14 protein-coding genes are annotated in these 16,033 nt (G+C 72.7%); 5 read left to right on the top strand and 9 right to left on the bottom strand.

The features are described 5' to 3' along the window. Positions 1 to 4: 4 nt before the first annotated feature. The 4 genes from AB4880_RS11390 to AB4880_RS11405 form a co-directional block, all read right to left on the bottom strand. A complete protein-coding gene (locus AB4880_RS11390) occupies positions 5 to 301 on the bottom strand; it encodes a DUF4031 domain-containing protein (RefSeq protein ID WP_367919355.1) in 297 nt (98 codons plus the stop codon). A gap of 91 nt (positions 302 to 392) precedes the next feature. Next, entirely contained in the window at positions 393 to 917 is a 525-nt protein-coding gene (locus tag AB4880_RS11395) for a C40 family peptidase (protein ID WP_367919356.1), read from the bottom strand. A gap of 326 nt (positions 918 to 1,243) precedes the next feature. Further along, entirely contained in the window at positions 1,244 to 1,933 is a 690-nt protein-coding gene (locus tag AB4880_RS11400; RefSeq protein ID WP_367919357.1) for a hypothetical protein, read from the bottom strand. A gap of 162 nt (positions 1,934 to 2,095) precedes the next feature. Continuing rightward, positions 2,096 to 3,535, bottom strand: coding sequence for a glyceraldehyde-3-phosphate dehydrogenase (locus tag AB4880_RS11405; protein WP_367919358.1), 1,440 nt, complete (start codon positions 3,533 to 3,535; stop codon positions 2,096 to 2,098). 314 nt (positions 3,536 to 3,849) lie between these two features. On the opposite strand from AB4880_RS11405, the gene corA reads away from it, so the two are divergent. Further along, positions 3,850 to 4,998 (top strand): magnesium/cobalt transporter CorA, encoded by a 1,149-nt coding sequence (corA, locus tag AB4880_RS11410; RefSeq protein WP_367919359.1) that lies wholly within the window; start codon positions 3,850 to 3,852, stop codon positions 4,996 to 4,998. A gap of 82 nt (positions 4,999 to 5,080) precedes the next feature. Here the strand turns inward: corA and AB4880_RS11415 are convergent, their stop codons facing one another. Then, positions 5,081 to 5,578, bottom strand: a complete 498-nt coding sequence (locus AB4880_RS11415) for a VOC family protein (protein WP_367919360.1) — start codon at positions 5,576 to 5,578, stop codon at positions 5,081 to 5,083. Between the two features lie 59 nt (positions 5,579 to 5,637). Here AB4880_RS11415 and AB4880_RS11420 point away from each other — a divergent pair, with 59 nt between their 5' ends. Next, complete coding sequence (locus AB4880_RS11420) at positions 5,638 to 6,105, top strand: MarR family winged helix-turn-helix transcriptional regulator (RefSeq protein ID WP_367919361.1); 468 nt, start codon at positions 5,638 to 5,640, stop codon at positions 6,103 to 6,105. Between the two features lie 9 nt (positions 6,106 to 6,114). On the opposite strand, the gene AB4880_RS11425 is transcribed toward AB4880_RS11420, so the two are convergent. Both AB4880_RS11425 and AB4880_RS11430 read right to left on the bottom strand, forming a co-directional pair. Further along, entirely contained in the window at positions 6,115 to 7,638 is a 1,524-nt protein-coding gene (locus tag AB4880_RS11425; RefSeq protein WP_367919362.1) for an FAD-dependent oxidoreductase, read from the bottom strand. A 51-nt stretch (positions 7,639 to 7,689) separates the two neighbouring features. Next, positions 7,690 to 8,757: a GTP-binding protein gene (locus AB4880_RS11430; protein ID WP_367919363.1), complete on the bottom strand. Its 1,068-nt coding sequence runs from the start codon at positions 8,755 to 8,757 to the stop codon at positions 7,690 to 7,692. A gap of 82 nt (positions 8,758 to 8,839) precedes the next feature. On the opposite strand from AB4880_RS11430, the gene rpmG reads away from it, so the two are divergent. Next, positions 8,840 to 9,010, top strand: a complete 171-nt coding sequence (rpmG, locus tag AB4880_RS11435) for a 50S ribosomal protein L33 (protein WP_367919364.1) — start codon at positions 8,840 to 8,842, stop codon at positions 9,008 to 9,010. Positions 9,011 to 9,022: 12 nt separating this feature from the next. Here rpmG and AB4880_RS11440 read toward each other — a convergent pair whose 3' ends face one another. Then, a complete protein-coding gene (locus tag AB4880_RS11440; RefSeq protein WP_367919365.1) occupies positions 9,023 to 10,054 on the bottom strand; it encodes a CobW family GTP-binding protein in 1,032 nt (343 codons plus the stop codon). 46 nt (positions 10,055 to 10,100) lie between these two features. Between AB4880_RS11440 and AB4880_RS11445 the strand changes: the two genes are divergently transcribed. Further along, complete coding sequence (locus AB4880_RS11445; RefSeq protein WP_367919366.1) at positions 10,101 to 11,384, top strand: YibE/F family protein; 1,284 nt, start codon at positions 10,101 to 10,103, stop codon at positions 11,382 to 11,384. Positions 11,385 to 11,417: 33 nt separating this feature from the next. Here AB4880_RS11445 and eccCa read toward each other — a convergent pair whose 3' ends face one another. Further along, positions 11,418 to 15,479, bottom strand: a complete 4,062-nt coding sequence (gene eccCa, locus AB4880_RS11450; RefSeq protein WP_367919367.1) for a type VII secretion protein EccCa — start codon at positions 15,477 to 15,479, stop codon at positions 11,418 to 11,420. A gap of 144 nt (positions 15,480 to 15,623) precedes the next feature. On the opposite strand from eccCa, the gene AB4880_RS11455 reads away from it, so the two are divergent. Further along, positions 15,624 to 16,033: hypothetical protein (locus AB4880_RS11455; protein ID WP_367919368.1), on the top strand; the 410-nt coding region annotated here is incomplete at its 3' end.

A 16,033-nucleotide genomic window follows, 5' to 3' on the forward strand; every position in this document is an offset into this window, starting at 1 on the left:
CGGGTCAGCCGGCCGCGGCCTCGCGCTTGGCCATGGTGATGGCCGCGACCGCCCGCCCGTAGCGGATCGGCACCGCGCCCAGCGCCAGCGCGCGCTGTCGGGTGGGCTCGGTGACGTCGAAGTGCTCGGTGGCGGTGCCGGCGTTCTGGATCCAGCGGGCCTCGATGCCGAGCCGCTCGGCGAACGCCAGCAGCTCGCGCTGGCCCGCGGCGCCGGGGAGGTCGGAGAGCAGGTGCGACCAGACGCCGTCGACCGGGCCGACCACGGCGGGTCGGCGCATGTCGTCGATGTAGATGGTCACGGGTGGACGCTACCCGCACCCGCTTCGCGGGGAGTCGTGTGCCTGAGAACCCGCCTGGACGGGTTCTCTGGCACACGACCCCGCAGGGGCGTCAGCGGACGTGGCCGTAGAAGACCGACCGGGTCCAGATCCGCTCGCGCTTGACCGGCTGGCCGGGGCGCGAGGCGTGCCAGATCATGTGGTCGCCGGCGTAGATGCCGACGTGGTAGACGTGTCCGCCGCTGGTGAAGAACACCAGGTCGCCGCGGTGCGGGTACCGGATCCGGCGGGTGGCGCCGGCCTGGGACGACGAGGTGCGCGGCAGACGCTTGCCGATCTGGCGGTAGACCCACTGCACCAGGCCGGAGCAGTCGAAGGCGTTGGGGCCGGCGGCGCCGTACCGGTAGGGGTCGCCGGCGCGCGAGCGCGCCTTGCGGATGACCCGCTCGCCCCGCGGGAGGACGCGGCGCGTGGTGGTGGGGGTGCTGGTGGCGGTGACGTGCTCGGCGGCGGTGGCGGTCTGCGTCGAGATCGGCGCCGTGGGCGCGGCGTGCGCCTGCGACGGGAGCAGGAAGGCCGACGCGGCCACGGGGACGACGAGCAGGCGCGCGGCAGCGCGCGACAGGGTGCTGGACATGGAGGTCTTTCCTCAGCGGCGCCTGCGAGAGATGACCTGTCGGGCTTGGGCTGCTGGTGCCCAGGAACCACTGTTCCTTCGCCCCGAGCCGGACCGCGGTCCGGCGTACTGCTCGGGTCTCCCGTGCCCGCGCTTCCTTCATCGGTGTCGATGGCTCCCCATCGTCGAGCGCGGGCCTCGGCGCGAGATGGGCGGCCTCCTCGGGGATCGAGGAGGACTCGGCCATCGATTGCACCCTGCTAGCTGCCGCTAGCGCTGTGGCCAAGATCACGTAACGGGCGTGTCGCTGCTCACTCCAATATGGTGTAACGCGGCCTCTCGAGCCCTCAGGAGAGGCCCTCCGCGGCGTCCTCGTCGGTCACGTGGGGGTCGGCCAGCAGGTACATCGCGAGACGTCCGTCGCGGCTGCGGTGCGGGTGCACGGGCTCGGGGATCATCCGGCCCTCGGCGGTGTCCCAGAAGCGGTCGACCTGGACCGCCACCCGCCGCGCCACCCGCCCGGGGAGGCCCAGGTGAGGGAGGTAGGGGTGCGGGCGGGTGGGGACCCGTCGCTCGGTCCGGTAGAGCCGCTCGGCGAGCTCCTCGCAGTCGTCGGGCTGGGCGGCGCCCAGATCGGCCACCAGGCCGTCCTCGAGGCGCCGGGTCTCCGACAGCTCGCGGTCGACCTCCTCCCAGATCGAGTTCCAGGGTCGGCGTACGACGAACGTCGAGCCGTAGAGCTTGGCCTTGACCTGGCTCAGCGCGATCTCGAGCCGCTTGCACTGCTGGGCGAACTCCTGCGCGCGCTGCGGGCCGCCGTCGAGGTAGCGCTTCGCGGCCGGCGAGAGGACGGCGTTGGCCGCCCCGAGGTGCCGGCTGGTGCTCGCCAGGAACGGGTCGGTGGCGGTGTAGCGGGCCCGGGGGCTCTCGCGGGTCGGCCGGCAGGCTGCCGCGCTGCGCATCCGCGCGTAGAGGACCGCGTGGGTCTGGGTGACGGTGTCGACCAGGGTGTCGGCGCCGATACGGCGATCGTTCATGGTTCTGGTCCCTTCAGCAGCCCTCCGAGCGACGGGCCCCCTCAAAAGCCAGTGTGCGCCGGTCCCGACCCTCGAACAAGGGCGGGACCGGCGCACCGGTGTCACCCGGCACTTCTGTCGGGATTCCTGCGGAAATGCGACAGATGTGCCGGGTGAGACGTGTCAGGCCTGCGGGAAGGTCGCGTACTCGACGCCGGAGATGTACTGCACCGTGCGCAGCACCTGGCAGGAGTAGCCGAACTCGTTGTCGTACCAGACGTAGAGGATGGCCGAGTCGCCGTCGACGATCGAGGCGCCGCCGTCGACGATCGAGGCCGCGCGGGCGCCGATGAAGTCGGTGGACACGGCGTCCGAGGCGGTCGTGTAGTCGAGGTTGCGGGCCAGCGGGCCGGTCAGCGACGCCTTGCGCAGGTGGTCGTTGACCTCGTCGCGGGTGGTCTCGCGCTTGAGCTGCAGCGAGAGGATCGCGATCGAGACGTCGGGCGTGGGGACGCGGATCGAGTTGCCGGTGATCCGGGCGTCGAGGTCGGGCAGGACCTTCGCGACGGCCGACGCGGCGCCGGTCTCGGTGATGACCAGGTTGAGCGGAGCGGAACGGCCGCGGCGGTCGGCCTTGTGGTAGTTGTCGAGCAGGTTCTGGTCGTTGGTGAACGAGTGCACCGTCTCGACGTGACCGCGGACGATGCCGAACTCGTCCTCCATCGCCTTCAGCGGCGGCACGATCGCGTTGGTCGTGCAGGACGCGCACGACAGCACCTTCTCGTCGAGGTCGACGTCGAGGTGGTTGACGCCGTGGACGATATTCGGGACGTCGCCCTTGCCCGGCGCGGTCAGCAGCACCTTGGCGATGCCGGGGCGCAGGTGGGTCGACAGGCCCTCGCGGTCGCGCCAGATGCCGGTGTTGTCGATCAGGATGGCGTCGGAGATGCCGTAGTCGGTGTAGTCGATCTCGTCGGGCGAGTTCGAGTAGATCACCTGGATCACGTTCCCGTTGGCGATGATCTGGTTCTTCTCCTCGTCGACGGTGATCGACCCGTTGAAGGCACCGTGGATCGAGTCGCGACGCAGCAGCGAGGCGCGCTTCTTGAGGTCGTCGCCCTTGCCCTTGCGGACGACGACGGCGCGCAGCCGCAGGCCGTTGCCGGAGCCGGACTTCTCGACGAGCAGGCGCGCGACCAGGCGGCCGATGCGGCCGAAGCCGTAGAGGACGACGTCCTGCGCGGACGGCGCCGGAAGCTTGTTGTCACCGGTGGCGCCGGCGAGCGCGGCGGCGGTGAAGTCGGGGATCGACCGGCCGTCGCCGGAGGCGCGGTAGGCCCGGATCAGCAGGGCGAGGTCGACCTTCGCGGCACCCAGGTCGAGCGCGGCGATCGCCTCGAGGAAGGGGAGCGTGTCGCGCACCGACAGCTCGACGCCATCGATCTGGCGCGCGTAGCGGTGGGTCTTGAGGATGTCGATGACCGACTTGTTCACCAGCGAGCGGCTGTGCAGAAGGATCGTCACATCCTTCTCGCGGTGGAGCTTGCCGACGATCGGGATCATCGACTCGGCGATCTCTTCGTGATGCTTCCAGCGAGTGAACTTGTCTTCGGTGGTGCTCAACGCTTCCCCTATTAGCAGTAGACAAAAGCCGCTTGATCGTAGGCCCCCCGCCCAGGGCGGGGGCTAATCGGGCCGTCCGGTGGGACGGGTGCCGTCGGTCACACCCGGTCGTGCGCTTGGTTGAGCGGCTGGTTGAGCGGCTGGTCGAGCGGCTGGTCGAGCGGCTGGTCGGGCGGGCTGCGGCGGCTACCGGCCGCGCGTCGTACCGGCCTATGCTCGGCGCGGTCCGCAGGAGTGCTGAGCGCGAGGAGGTGATCGGCGATGGAAGGCCAACCTCCCAGTCCCGTTCCCGCCCTCACCGCCAAGGATCACGCATGTCCGACAACCGGTCCAACAAGGTCATTCGCACGCCCATCCGCACCCTGACCGGACGGGTACGACGCCTCCCGCCCGCGGCTCCCGCCGCCACCCCGCCCGAGCGGCCGGCCGAGCGCGCGTCCCGCGCCAGCCTGGTCGACAGCGCCGTCTACGTCGACGGTGACCGGGTCGACTCGCCCACCACGCTGGCCGACAGCTACCGCGCGCTGCGCGACAACGACCGTGCGGTCGCGTGGATCGGCCTCTACCGCCCCGACCAGCACGACCTGGCCTCGCTGGCCGACGAGTTCGGCCTGCACGAGCTCGCCGTCGAGGACGCGATCGTCGCGCACCAGCGCCCCAAGCTGGAGCGCTACGACGACACGCTGTTCGTCGTGCTGCGCGCCGCGCGCTACGTCGACGACGAGGAGCAGGTGGAGTTCGGCGAGGTGCACCTCTTCGTCGGTCCCGACTTCGTGGTCACCCTGCGCCATGCCGAGGCGCCCGACATCGCCGCCGTACGTCGTCGCCTCGAGAGCAACCCCGACCTGCTCCGGCTCGGGCCCGAGGCGATCCTCTACGCGATCCTCGACCGGGTGGTCGACGGCTACCTGCCCGTCGTCGCGGGCCTCGAGAACGACATCGACGAGATCGAGACCGAGGTCTTCCGCGGCGACCCGGCGGTGTCGCGGCGCATCTACGAGCTGACCCGCGAGGTGATCGAGTTCCAGCGCGCGACCCGGCCGCTCGCGCTGGTGCTGCGGCAGCTGACCCTGGGCTTCGCCAAGTACGGCACCGACGACGAGCTGCAGCGTTATCTGCGCGACGTCGACGACCACCTCACCCAGGTGATCGAGCAGGTCGACGGCTTCCGGCAGCTGCTGCGCGACATCCTCACCGTCAACGCCACCCTCGTCGCGCAGCAGCAGAACGAGGAGATGAAGGCGCTCACCGAGGCCAGCCTCGACCAGAACGAGGAGGTCAAGCGGATCTCCGCGTGGGCGGCCATCCTGTTCGCGCCGACGCTGATCGGCACCGTCTACGGCATGAACTTCGATCACATGCCCGAGCTGCACTGGCAGCTCGGCTATCCGTTCGCGGTGGTGCTGATGGCGATGGTGAGCGTCGGGCTGTACGCCGTGTTCCGCCGCCGCGGGTGGATCTAAAGACGCCCGGCAGCGGGGCGGGAGGCGTCGTCTGGCAGCGTGCTGCCCCCTCTGCGCCGAAGACGCGCTCGGTCCGAACGACTCAGAGGACCTTCGTGCCGTACATCTCGCCGAGCGGGTCGGCGAGCAGCTCCAGGCGCTCGCCGTCGGGGCCGGGGAAGTAGATCGAGACCTTCGACTCGAGGTGGTAGGCCACGCCGGCGTCGTCGAGCTTGGCGCGCAGGTAGTCCCACTTCTCGCGGGTCACCGAGATCGCGATGTGGTGGTGGCCGCCGAGCACCTCGGCGTACGGACCGAGGTCGAGGCCGGGCAGGGTGAAGAAGGCGAGCAGGTTGCCGGCGCCCACGTCGAAGAAGAAGTGGTCGGAGCCGGCGTAGTCGCGGTTCTCGAAGATCTCGGTCAGCGGGAACTCCAGAAGCCCCTGGTAGAAGTCGATCGTCCGGCGGACGTCGGAGGAGAGCAGGGCGGCGTGATGGATGCCGCGGGCGCTGCTCTCCGGCCGCTCGCCCTCGGGAGCGAGGTACTGCTTCTTGATGCGCTCGCGGTCCTTGGTGATCGCGTCGAGGTCGATGGTTGCCATGTCAACTACTCTCCTCCGAGATCGTGGATATGTCAACATTCTCCGCTAGAATGGCCGCGATGACCACGACACGCTGGCTCGATGCCGAGGAAGCCCTGGCCTGGCGGGCCTGGGTCGACCTCAACGCGCAGCTGTCCGCCCGGCTCAACCGCGAGCTGCAGGCGGCCAGCGGACTGTCGCTGTCCGACTACGAGATCCTCGTGGCGCTCACCGACGACGACGTCCCCGACCACTCGCTGCGCATGTTCGAGCTCGGCGAGCGCCTCCAGTGGGAGAAGAGCCGGGTCTCCAAGCAGGTCTCGCGCATGGAGGCCCGCGGCCTGCTCGAGCGCCGACACTGCGCCGACGACCGCCGTGGCGCCTTCGTCGACCTGACCGAGGCCGGCCAGGCCGCCATCGACGCCGCGGCGCCCAGCCATGTCGCGCTGGTGCGCGAGCTGTTCTTCGAGGGTCTCGACGGCGAGCAGGTCCGCAGCCTCGGGAAGTTCGCCACCGGGGTGCTCGCCCGCCTCGCCGACGGCTCCTAGGGGCGTCCCCTAGCCGAGCAGGTCCTCGATCGCGAGCGAGGCGAAGGTCATCGCGGCGCCGAGTGGCGCGCCCGGTCCCGGGTACGCCGAGCCGAACACAGACGCCGTCGAGTTGCTCGACGCGTAGAGCCCGGGGATCGGCGTACCGGCGGCGTCGAGGACGCGCGCCGCGGCATCGGTGACCAGCCCGCCCTTGGTGCCGAGGTCGGAGAGCACCAGCTGCGCCGCCGTGTACGGCGCCCGGTCGACCGGGACCAGGGCCTTGTTGGGGTCGCCGGCGGAGGCGAAGAAGGTGTCGTACTCGTCCTCGCCGCGACCGAAGTCCTCGTCCTTGCCGTTGACCGCGAGCTCGTTGAAGCGGTCGACGCTCGCGCGCAGCGCGGCCGGGTCGAGGCCCGCCTTCGCGGCGAGCTTCTCGATCGTGTCGGCCTCGACCCAGGTGCCGGCGGCGAGGTGCTCGGCGCGGTCGCCCTCGGGCATCGCGATCGCGGGCAGCCGGCCCTCCTCGCGCGCGTCGAACACGAACCAGGACGGCGTCCGGTCGGCCGCCTCGGCCATCACCCGGCCGAACCGGTCGTAGGGCAGGCACTCGTTGCCGTAGCGCCGTGCGGCCTGGTCGACGACCAGTCCGCCGCGGAAGCCGAGGGTGAACGCACCGCTGCCGTCGGGCTGCAGCAGGCCGGGGCAGAACCAGCCCTCGCCGGAGAAGTCCGTCGCCGCGCCGATCGCCGCGGCGGCGTCGATGACCTCGCCGGTGTTGGTGCCGCGGGGCGCCATCGTCCAGGTCGCGCTGCCGGGGGTGCCGTGCTCGGCGCGGCGCTCCGGGCTGCCCTCGAAGCCGCCGGCCGCGATCAGGATGCCGCGCCGGGCGCGGACCTCGCGGGCGCCGTCGGGCCCCTCGTAGGTGAGCGTCGTCGCGCGGCCGTCGTCGTCCCGGGCGAACCCGGTGACCTGGCAGCTGGTCGCGATCGTGCCGCCCTCGCGGACCGTGATCGCCGCCAGCCGCGCGATCAGCGCCTGGCCGCCCGACAGCGTCGACCGGCCCGGGCCGCCGACGCGGTCGCGCTCGACCGGCGGGCGGACCAGGGCGGCGACGGCGGGGTCGAGCTCGTCGCGGCGGATGGACTTCGGCTGGATCGAGCGGCCCATCGGCACCCGGCCGGGTGCGTCGTAGTACTCCGCGAACGGGATCCACTCGAACTCCATGAGCGGGTCGGCCTCGAGCTGCGCCACCAGTCGCGGCGCCTGGGCGAGCAGTGCCTCGACGCGCTCGGTGTCGGGGTCGTCGAGGATGGCGGCGAGGTACTCCCGCGCACCCTCGGTCGAGTCGGGCAGGCCGGCCCGCTGCTGGACCGCGCTGCCGGGCAGCCAGCAGGCGCCGCCGGAGTAGGCCGAGGTGCCGCCGATCAGCGGCGTCCGCTCGAGCACCAGGGTGCTCAGTCCGGCCTTCGCGGCCAGCGCCGCGCCGGTCAGCGCGCCGCCGCCCGACCCGACCACGATGACGTCGTACTCCTGCGCCGGGGTCTCGTTCATGGCGAAACGATAACGTGTTCTAGTTAGCCGGGGCGAGGGTCGTCCCGCTGCTCACGCGACCTCCCGAAGGGGCCCGAGCCACGGCTCGAACCCGTCCTCGCCGCTCCGGGCGACCGCTTCGCCGGGGGCGAGCAGCATCGCGGCGAACGCCGAGCGGAGGTGCTCCGGCGCGGCGCCGACCCCGGTCAGCACGATGCGCGTGAACGCCCGGCGCCCGCACCAAGCGGCGTGGTCGCCGATGCTCAGCTGGCCGCCGGCGCCGTCCCACTGGAGCGCGCGGCCGGGCCGGGTCGGAAGCCAGAAGCAGCCCCGGGAGCGGTGGGCGCCCGTGCCGAGGCGGTCGATCGACTCCAGCAGCCGGTGAGGGTGGAACGGCTGGAGCGACTGGAGGTCGACGCGCCAGGTCCCGGTCGCGCGGACGTCGGGCAGCGCCTCGCGCCGCGTCGGACTGATCCAGGCGTGGGTGCGCTCGTGCTGGTGCAGTCGGCCGAGCAGGATCTCGCCGCCGAGTCCGTGCACCCCGTCGACGACGGCGGCGTCGGGCCGGGCGAGGGTGCGGACGAGCCCCCGGGTGACCGGATCCGGCTCGTCGTCGAAGGCGATCACGTCGGCGTACTCGATCATCGCTGCGAGCACCTCGCCCACGCCGCGCCGGTCGTCGTGCGCGCAGTGGTGGCCGCGCTCGGCGAGGAGGTCGTCGCCGAGCAGGTCGTGGCCGGGAGTACGGCCGTTGACGGCGGTGACGACCGAGGCGATCCGGAGGTGGCGGGCGCGGCGGGTGTCCCAGGCCAGGGCGGAGCAGATCTGGGCCGGCGGCGCGGCGACCGGGAGGTGGGCGACGATGCTCTGCCAGCGACCGTCCTGGGCGAGCCGTTCGAGGGTCGGCAGGATGTCCTCGCGGATCGCGCAGGTCACGCACGCGTGCTCGAGGGGGATCTCGACGACCTCGACCGCGCCGCCGAGGTCGCTCACGGTGCGTGTCAGGACACCGCGCTCGACGTCGATCGTGTGGCGGCACGCGACCGTGCCCGGCAGGTCGAACTGCAGGCCGACCATCGTGCGAGCCATCGCGTCCGGGTCGACCCCGGCGAGCAGGACGACGGGGATGCGCGCGACCATATTTCCTCCTGGAATAGAACGATAATCATTATCATTCCACATCTGGCGACGCGCCGCGTCACCGCCTGGAAAGGAGAAGGCCATGGCCAGCAAGAGCAGTGAGGTCCGTCCGGTCGTGAAGCTCCGGTCGACGGCCGGGACCGGCTTCACCTACGTCACCCGCAAGAACCGTCGCAACGACCCCGACCGGATGGTGCTGCGGAAGTTCGACCCCGTCGTCCGGCAGCACGTGGAGTTCCGCGAGGAGCGCTGAGGCCGCGGTGGCTCAGTCGCTGAGGCGGCGGAGCCGGTCGAGGCGCCGGTGGCCGCCCGGATTCGGGTCGGACGCCGGCGCCAGCGCCGTCTCCAGCCGGGCACGTGCGGCGTCGGCGTCGAGGCCCATGCCGATCGCGACCAGCTCGCTGCCGGTGGGGGCGGGCGATGTCGCGGCGACATGGACCTGACGGCCGACCACGTTGACGACGTAGCCGTGGCACCGGCCGGAGCCGTCGACCGCGACCGTCCCCTTCATCCGGTAGGCGCCGTCGGGCGGCGACGCGAGCAGCGCGAGGACGGCGTCGGGGTCGACCGGCCCGTCGACCCGCACCGACGCCGACGCGGCGTGCAGGTGAGGGGCGTGCTCGTGGTCGTGGCGCTCGGCGCGCTCGGCGCGGAGCAGCGCCGCGAGCGGGAGCTGGTCCGGCGGGTCCTCGGCCAGCGCGACGTCGTGCACCAGCGCCGGGTCGATCCGCCCGCGCGAGGTGCGGACGAGGTGCACGCCCGGGTTGACCTCGCGCACCCGCGCCTCGATCGCCGCGAGGGTCTGCTCGCGCGTCTCGTCGGGCAGCCGGTCGCACTTGTTGAGGACGACGAGCGTCGCGACCGCGAAGCGCGCGGGCGGCATGCCGCCGTCGTCCAGGGCGGCGAAGTACTCCACCGCGTCGATCACGTCGATCACCCCGCCCGGCCGCACCCGCGGCACCGCGCTCGCGGCGATCATCTGCGCGAGCGCGCCCGGCTCGGCCAAGCCGCTGGCCTCCACGACGATCGCGTCGAGCGCCAGGCGCGGGTGGCTCAGCTTCTCCAGCGCGTCGTCGAGACCGGACACGTCCTCGAGGCAGCACAGGCAGCCGCCCGCGATCGACGCCGGCTCGTCGACCTGCCCGGTCACCAGTCCGGCGTCGACGTTGATGTCGCCGAAGTCGTTGACGATCACGCCGATCCGCGCGCCGGGGCGCTGCAGCAGGTGGTTGAGCAGCGTCGTCTTCCCGGCGCCCAGGTGGCCGGTCAGGGCGGTCACGGGAACGCGGGCGGTCACCGCGCCATTGTCGCCGACACCGCCCCGGCTGGCAGGCTGAGGTCCCGTGAGCAGGCATCGCGGGCACTCCGGTCGTCGCCAGGGACACGGCCACGGACACGGGCACGGCCACGGGCAGGCGACCCCCGCCCTCGCCATCCGGACGACGTCCCGGACCGCCCTGCTCGCCGGACTCGCCGTCGCCCTCGTCGCCACTCTGGTCGGCCTCGTCGTGTGGTGGCCGCCCGGCGACACCGTGCAGCGCAGCGCCGAGGCAGGTGGCCCGGCGGCGCAGTTCGCGGCGCCCGGGGTCACCTTCCCGACCGGGACGATCGTCAAGGTCGGGCCACGGTGTGCGGGCAGCGGGCAGCCGGACGGCGCGGGATGCAGCACGCTGACCGTCACGGTGGAGGGCAAGCACGCCGCCGATGGTCCGATCCAGGTCCAGGTGCCGCCGGAGGTCATCGACTCGGGGCTCGCGAAGGGCGACCAGGTCGAGCTGCTGCGCACGCCCGCCCCGCCGGAGGCCGGCGCCGGCGCGGCGGCGTCGTACTCCTACTTCGCCACCGAGCGCACCGGGACCCTGACCTGGCTCGCGATCTTCTTCGTCGTGGTGGTGCTCGTGATCGCCCGGTGGCGCGGGCTGTTCAGCCTGCTCGGTCTGGCATTCGGCGGGGCCCTGGTCTGGTGGTGGATGCTGCCGGCGCTGCTCAACGGCGCGCCCGGCGTCGGCGTCGCGCTGACCAGCGCGGCGGCGATCATGTTCGTCGTCCTCTACACGACGCACGGCTTCTCGCTGCGGACCAGCACCGCCCTCGCCGGCACTCTGCTCGGCATCGTCCTCACCGCCGGCTTCGGCGTCCTCGCGATCGGCGACGCGCACCTGACCGGGATCAGCGACGAGGGCGGCGCGGTCCTGTCCACCTTCGGCGCGCTCGACTTCCAGGCGCTGCTCGGCTGCGCGCTCGTCATCGCCGGGCTCGGTGTCCTCAACGACGTCACCATCACCCAGGCGTCGGCGGTCTGGGAGCTGCGCGCCGTCAGCCCGCACGCCAGCCGCGCGCAGGTGTTCGCGAGCGCGATGCGGATCGGTCGTGACCACATCGCGTCGACGATCTACACGATCGTCTTCGCCTACGTCGGCACCGCGCTCATCCTGCTCATGCTGCTGCGGGTCTACGACCGCCCGCTGCTCGAGCTGCTCTCGACCGAGCAGCTCGCCGAGGAGGTCGTGCGGACGCTGGTCACCTCGATCGGGCTGGTGCTCGCCGTCCCGGTCACGACCGCGCTGGCCGCCCTCATCGCCGCCCCCGTCGTACCGGACGATTCGGTCGCCGCATCGGCGATCTGACGACCGAATCGTCCGGTACGACGAGGAACCGGGTCACAGGGACGGGTCGGTCCAGGCCAGCTGGACGACCTCGGCCCCGCGGTCGCGGGTGACCAGCCGGCCGCGCCCGGCCTGGGCCGGGCCCGGGCGCAGGTTGCCGATGAGGATGCCCTCGTCGCGGCTGCCGGCGAGGAGGATGCCGGGCATGGCGAGGTCGCGCATGGTCTGGATGACCGGCTCGTAGAGCGCGCGCGACGCGCCGCCGGAGCGCCGGGCGACCGCGATGTGCAGGCCGACGTCGCGGGCCTGGGCCATCAGCGGCTGGAGCAGCGCGACCGGCGAGCTCTGCTGGGTGGCGACCAGGTCGTAGTCGTCGACCACGACGAACACCTCGGCGCCCTGCCACCACGAGCGGTTGCGGAGCTGGTCGGGGGTGACGTCGGGGCCGGGGATCCGGTTCTGCAGGTAGGTCGCGAGGTCGCTCAGCGCCGGCTGCGCCTGGGTGGCGGAGGTGAGGTAGTTGAGGAGGTAGTCCTCGGGGATCTCACCGAGCAGCGAGCGGCGATAGTCGACCACGATGATCTGCGCCTCGGCGGGCGTGCGGGTGCGCATGATCTCGTGGCAGTAGGTGCGCAGCAGGTTGGACTTGCCCGACTTGCCGTCGCCGAAGAGCAGCAGGTGCGGCTCGGCGTCGACGTCGAGGCCCACCGGGGCGAGCTCCTTCTCGTTGATGGCGAGGAGCAGCTGGCGCTCGGGGGGAGTGCCGGCGAGCGAGCGTACGTCGGCCAGGTCGATGCGGTCGGGCAGCAGCCGCAGCTTGGGGCCGGCCGGGCCCTGCCAGGCGCTCGCGACGGCGGCGATCAGCTGGTCGACGCCGTCGCCGAGCGTGGTGGCCGAGCCGTCGCCGTCGATGCGGGGCAGGCCGCCGAGGAAGTGCAGCTTGCCGGGCACCAGGCCGCGGCCGGGGCGGTTGCCGGGCACGAGCGCCGCGATCTTGCGGTCGATCTCGGAGTCGATCGGGTCGCCCAGGCGCAGCTCGAGGCGGGTGCCGATCAGGTCGCGCATGGCCGCGCGGAAGTCGGGCCACCGGGCGGCGGCGGTGACGACGTGGAGGCCGAAGGTGAGGCCGCGGCCGGCGAGCTGCTGGATCTCGAGCTCGAGGTCGTCGAAGTCGGAGCGCAGCGTGCCCCAGCCGTCGATGACGAGGAAGACGTCGCCGTAGCCGTCGTCGGCCCGGCCCTGTCCGCGGCGGGTGCGGTAGGTCTCGATGGAGTCGATGCCCTGGCTGCGGAAGTAGCGCTCGCGACGGTCGACGATGCCCTTGACCTCGGCCACGATCCGTCGTACGACCTCGGGCTCGGAGCGGGTGCCGACGCCGGCGACGTGGGGCAGCGCGGCCAGGGGAGCGAACGTGCCCCCGCCGAAGTCGAGGACGTAGAACTGCGACTCCAGGGGCGTCGTGGTCAGCGACAGGCTGGTGACGATCGTGCGCAGCAGCGTGCTCTTGCCGCTGCGCGGGCCGCCGACGACGGCGACGTGGCCGGCCGCGCCGCTGAGACTCACGGTCAGGGTGTCGCGACGCTGCTCGCGCGGCCGGTCGACGGTGCCGAGCGGGACGGTGAGCGTGCCGGCGCTGCGCCACTGCATCGACACCAGGCCGAGCTCGGGGTGCGGCGCCAGGTCGGGCATCAGCTGGTCGAGCGTGTCGGGGGCGTCGAGCGGCGGCAGCCAGACCTGGTGGGCCGCCGGGCCCTGGCCGTCCATCCGCGCCACCGCGATGTCGAGCAGCGAGGCGCCGCCCTCGGTGACCAGCACCGGCGCGACCTCCTCCTGCTCCGGCTCGTCGAAGGTCTGCACCTCCGAGATCGTGAACGGCAGGATGCCGCGGACCTTGCCGCCGTTGCCGCGGCTGACCCGCCGCCGTCCGGACTCCGCCGGACCGGAGACGTAGGCCGCCTTGAACCGGGTCATCGTCGTCGGGTCGGGCTTGAGATAGCCGAGGCCGGGGACGGCGGGCAGCTCGTAGGCGTCCGGCACGCCGAGCACCGCGCGCGACTCCTGGGCGCTGAAGGTGCGCAGGCCGATCCGGTAGGACAGGTGGGACTCGAGCCCGCGCAGCCGGCCCTCCTCGAGCCGTTGCGACGCGAGCAGCAGGTGGAGGCCCAGGGAGCGGCCCAGCCGGCCGATCGCGACGAAGAGGTCGATGAACTCGGGCTTGGCCGACAGCATCTCGGAGAACTCGTCGACGACGAGGAACAGCGACGGCAGCGGAGCGAGGTGGGCGCTCGCCGGGTCGCCCGACGTACGGGCCTTCTCGTAGTCGCGGATCGAGGCGAAGTTGCCGGCCTCGCGGAGCAGCTCCTGGCGGCGCACCATCTCGCCGGACAGCGCGTCCTGCATGCGGTCGACGAGGGTGAGCTCCTGGGCCAGGTTGGTGATCACCGCGGAGACATGGGGCATCTCGGCCATGCCGGCGAAGGTCGCGCCGCCCTTGAAGTCGACGAGCACCATGTTGAGCTGCTCGGGGGAGTGGGTCATCGCGAGCCCGAGCACGAGGGTGCGGAGGAACTCCGACTTTCCGGAGCCGGTCGCGCCGATGACCAGTCCGTGCGGGCCCATGCCCTGCTGGGCGGACTCCTTGATGTCGAGGTGGACCGGCCCGGCGCCGTCGCCGACGCCGATCGGCACCCGCAGCCGGTCGCGCGCGGGACGCGGCCGCCACGCGGCGCCGGGGTCGAAGCCGTGGACGTCGCCCAGGCCGAGCAGGTCCATGAAGTCGGTGGGCGCGGTCATGTCGGCGGCGTCCTCGCCGACCGCCGCACCGGCGCTCGGCGTGAACAGCGGCGTCAGCCGGCGGGCCAGCGCCTCGGCACTGGCCTGGCCGCAGAGGTCGCCCTTGGCGCGGACCGGCTCGGTGCGCAGTCGTACGGCGACCAGCGGGATCTGCTCCGCCGTGCGATCGGCCGGGGCATGGTCGCCGAGCTCGAGGCGCAGCGCGGTCGGGCTGTCGAGCTCGCCCCAGCGCGCCGGCAGGTCGATCACGGTGACGCCGTGCAGGCCGTCGGAGGGGATGAGGTGGTTGCCCGGCGGCAGCTCGGCGCCGTCGGTGACCAGGATGATGTGGGGGATCGCGGGCCGCTCGTCGGCGCCGAAGCGCGGGCGTTCGGTGAGGTCGGGCGGCAGCATCGCGGCCAGGTCGGTGAGCGAGGTGGTGACCATCCGGGCCGGCCCGACGGCGTCGTTGACGTGCTGGCTGTGGGCGTGGGGGAGCCACTTCGCCCAGTCCCAGTGGGCCAGGGTCGCCTCGCCGGCGAGGACGGCGATCTGCAGGTTCTCGGGCGAGGAGAAGGTCGCGGCCGAGCAGAGCAGCGCCCGGGCGAGCGAGCGGGCGTCGTCCTCGTCGCCGCAGACCTCGATTCGGTCGAAGGCGCGCAGGTCGATGGACGCGGGCAGGTCGGGCTGGAGCCGGTGGACGACGAGCAGCCGGTGCAGCGCCGACGCGGAGGCCGGGTCGACGTCGTCGATGGGCGCGCTCTCGGGCGGCACCAGCTCGAGCGCGAGCGGCTGGGCGCAGACGCCGTAGCGGACCTGGAGGAAGGCGGGATCGGACGAGGACCGCTCCCACACCCGCGAGCGGTCCTCGGCGATCGACGGCAGCGCGGACGGCGACGGGTGGAGCCAGGTCAGCGCGCGGCGCTGCTGGTCGGCGGCGTCGCGGGCGATCTTGCGGACGCTGGCGAGGTAGCGGAGGTATTCGGTGCGGGAGCCGCTGACCTGCTGCTGGCGCTGCTTCCGCTGTCGGTCGATCTGGACCACGATGAAGCCGAGCGTCGCGAACAGGAACATGCCGGCCGCGATGAACCGCAGGCCCTGGTTGCCGCCGCTGTTGCCGAGACCGGCGACGAGGACGATGGAGCCGAGGCTGCCGAGCATCGGGATCGCGTTCATCGCGACGCCCGCGGCGCCCTCGCTGGGCTGGATCTGCGGCGGTGGCTGGAGCTGCAGCTGCCCGCTGGGCAGGTCGGGCCGATCGCCCCGCCCGCCACGCTGCGTCAGACTGCCCGGCGCGGGCTGTGCCGCCCGGCGTCCGCCGCCCTGCTCGATCCCCACGGTCACGCTTTCCCCTGTCGTCGATGCCCGGTCATGCGACGGCCCCGATGATAGGCGCAGGGTCCGACGAGATTGGATGGCACGGAACAGGGTTACCCTGCCGACGACGGCCGTGAACCTCGGTCGCCCATCCATCTCTCGGGAGGTCCGATGTCGGGTACGACGTCCCGTCCGCCGGCGGCCGGCGCGGTCACCGCGCTCACGGTGCACGGTCCGCGCGGCGTCCTCGACCTCACCGTGCCCACCGACGCGACGCTCGGCGACGTCGCCCGTGCCTATGCCGCCGAGGCCGGCCTGCCGGCCCCGCTGCCCCTGGTCAGCCGCTCCGGTGAGCCGCTGCAGCTGACCACCGAGGTCGGTGCGGCCGGACTGGTCGCGGGATCCGTCGTCGTCGCCGTCGACCCCGCCGCCCAGCCCGCGCCCCCGCGGCGCCGGACGCTGCGCGGCGCGGGCGAGCGGGCCGACGGCGTCGTACCGGGCTCGGGATCGGCGGCCTGGCTGTCGAAGGCGGTCGCCGTGGCGGCCGTCGCGGGCTGGTGCGCGGCGCTGCTGCCCGACGA

Source organism: Nocardioides ginsengisoli, from assembly GCF_039537225.1.
In the GTDB taxonomy this organism is placed as follows: domain Bacteria; phylum Actinomycetota; class Actinomycetes; order Propionibacteriales; family Nocardioidaceae; genus Nocardioides; species Nocardioides ginsengisoli.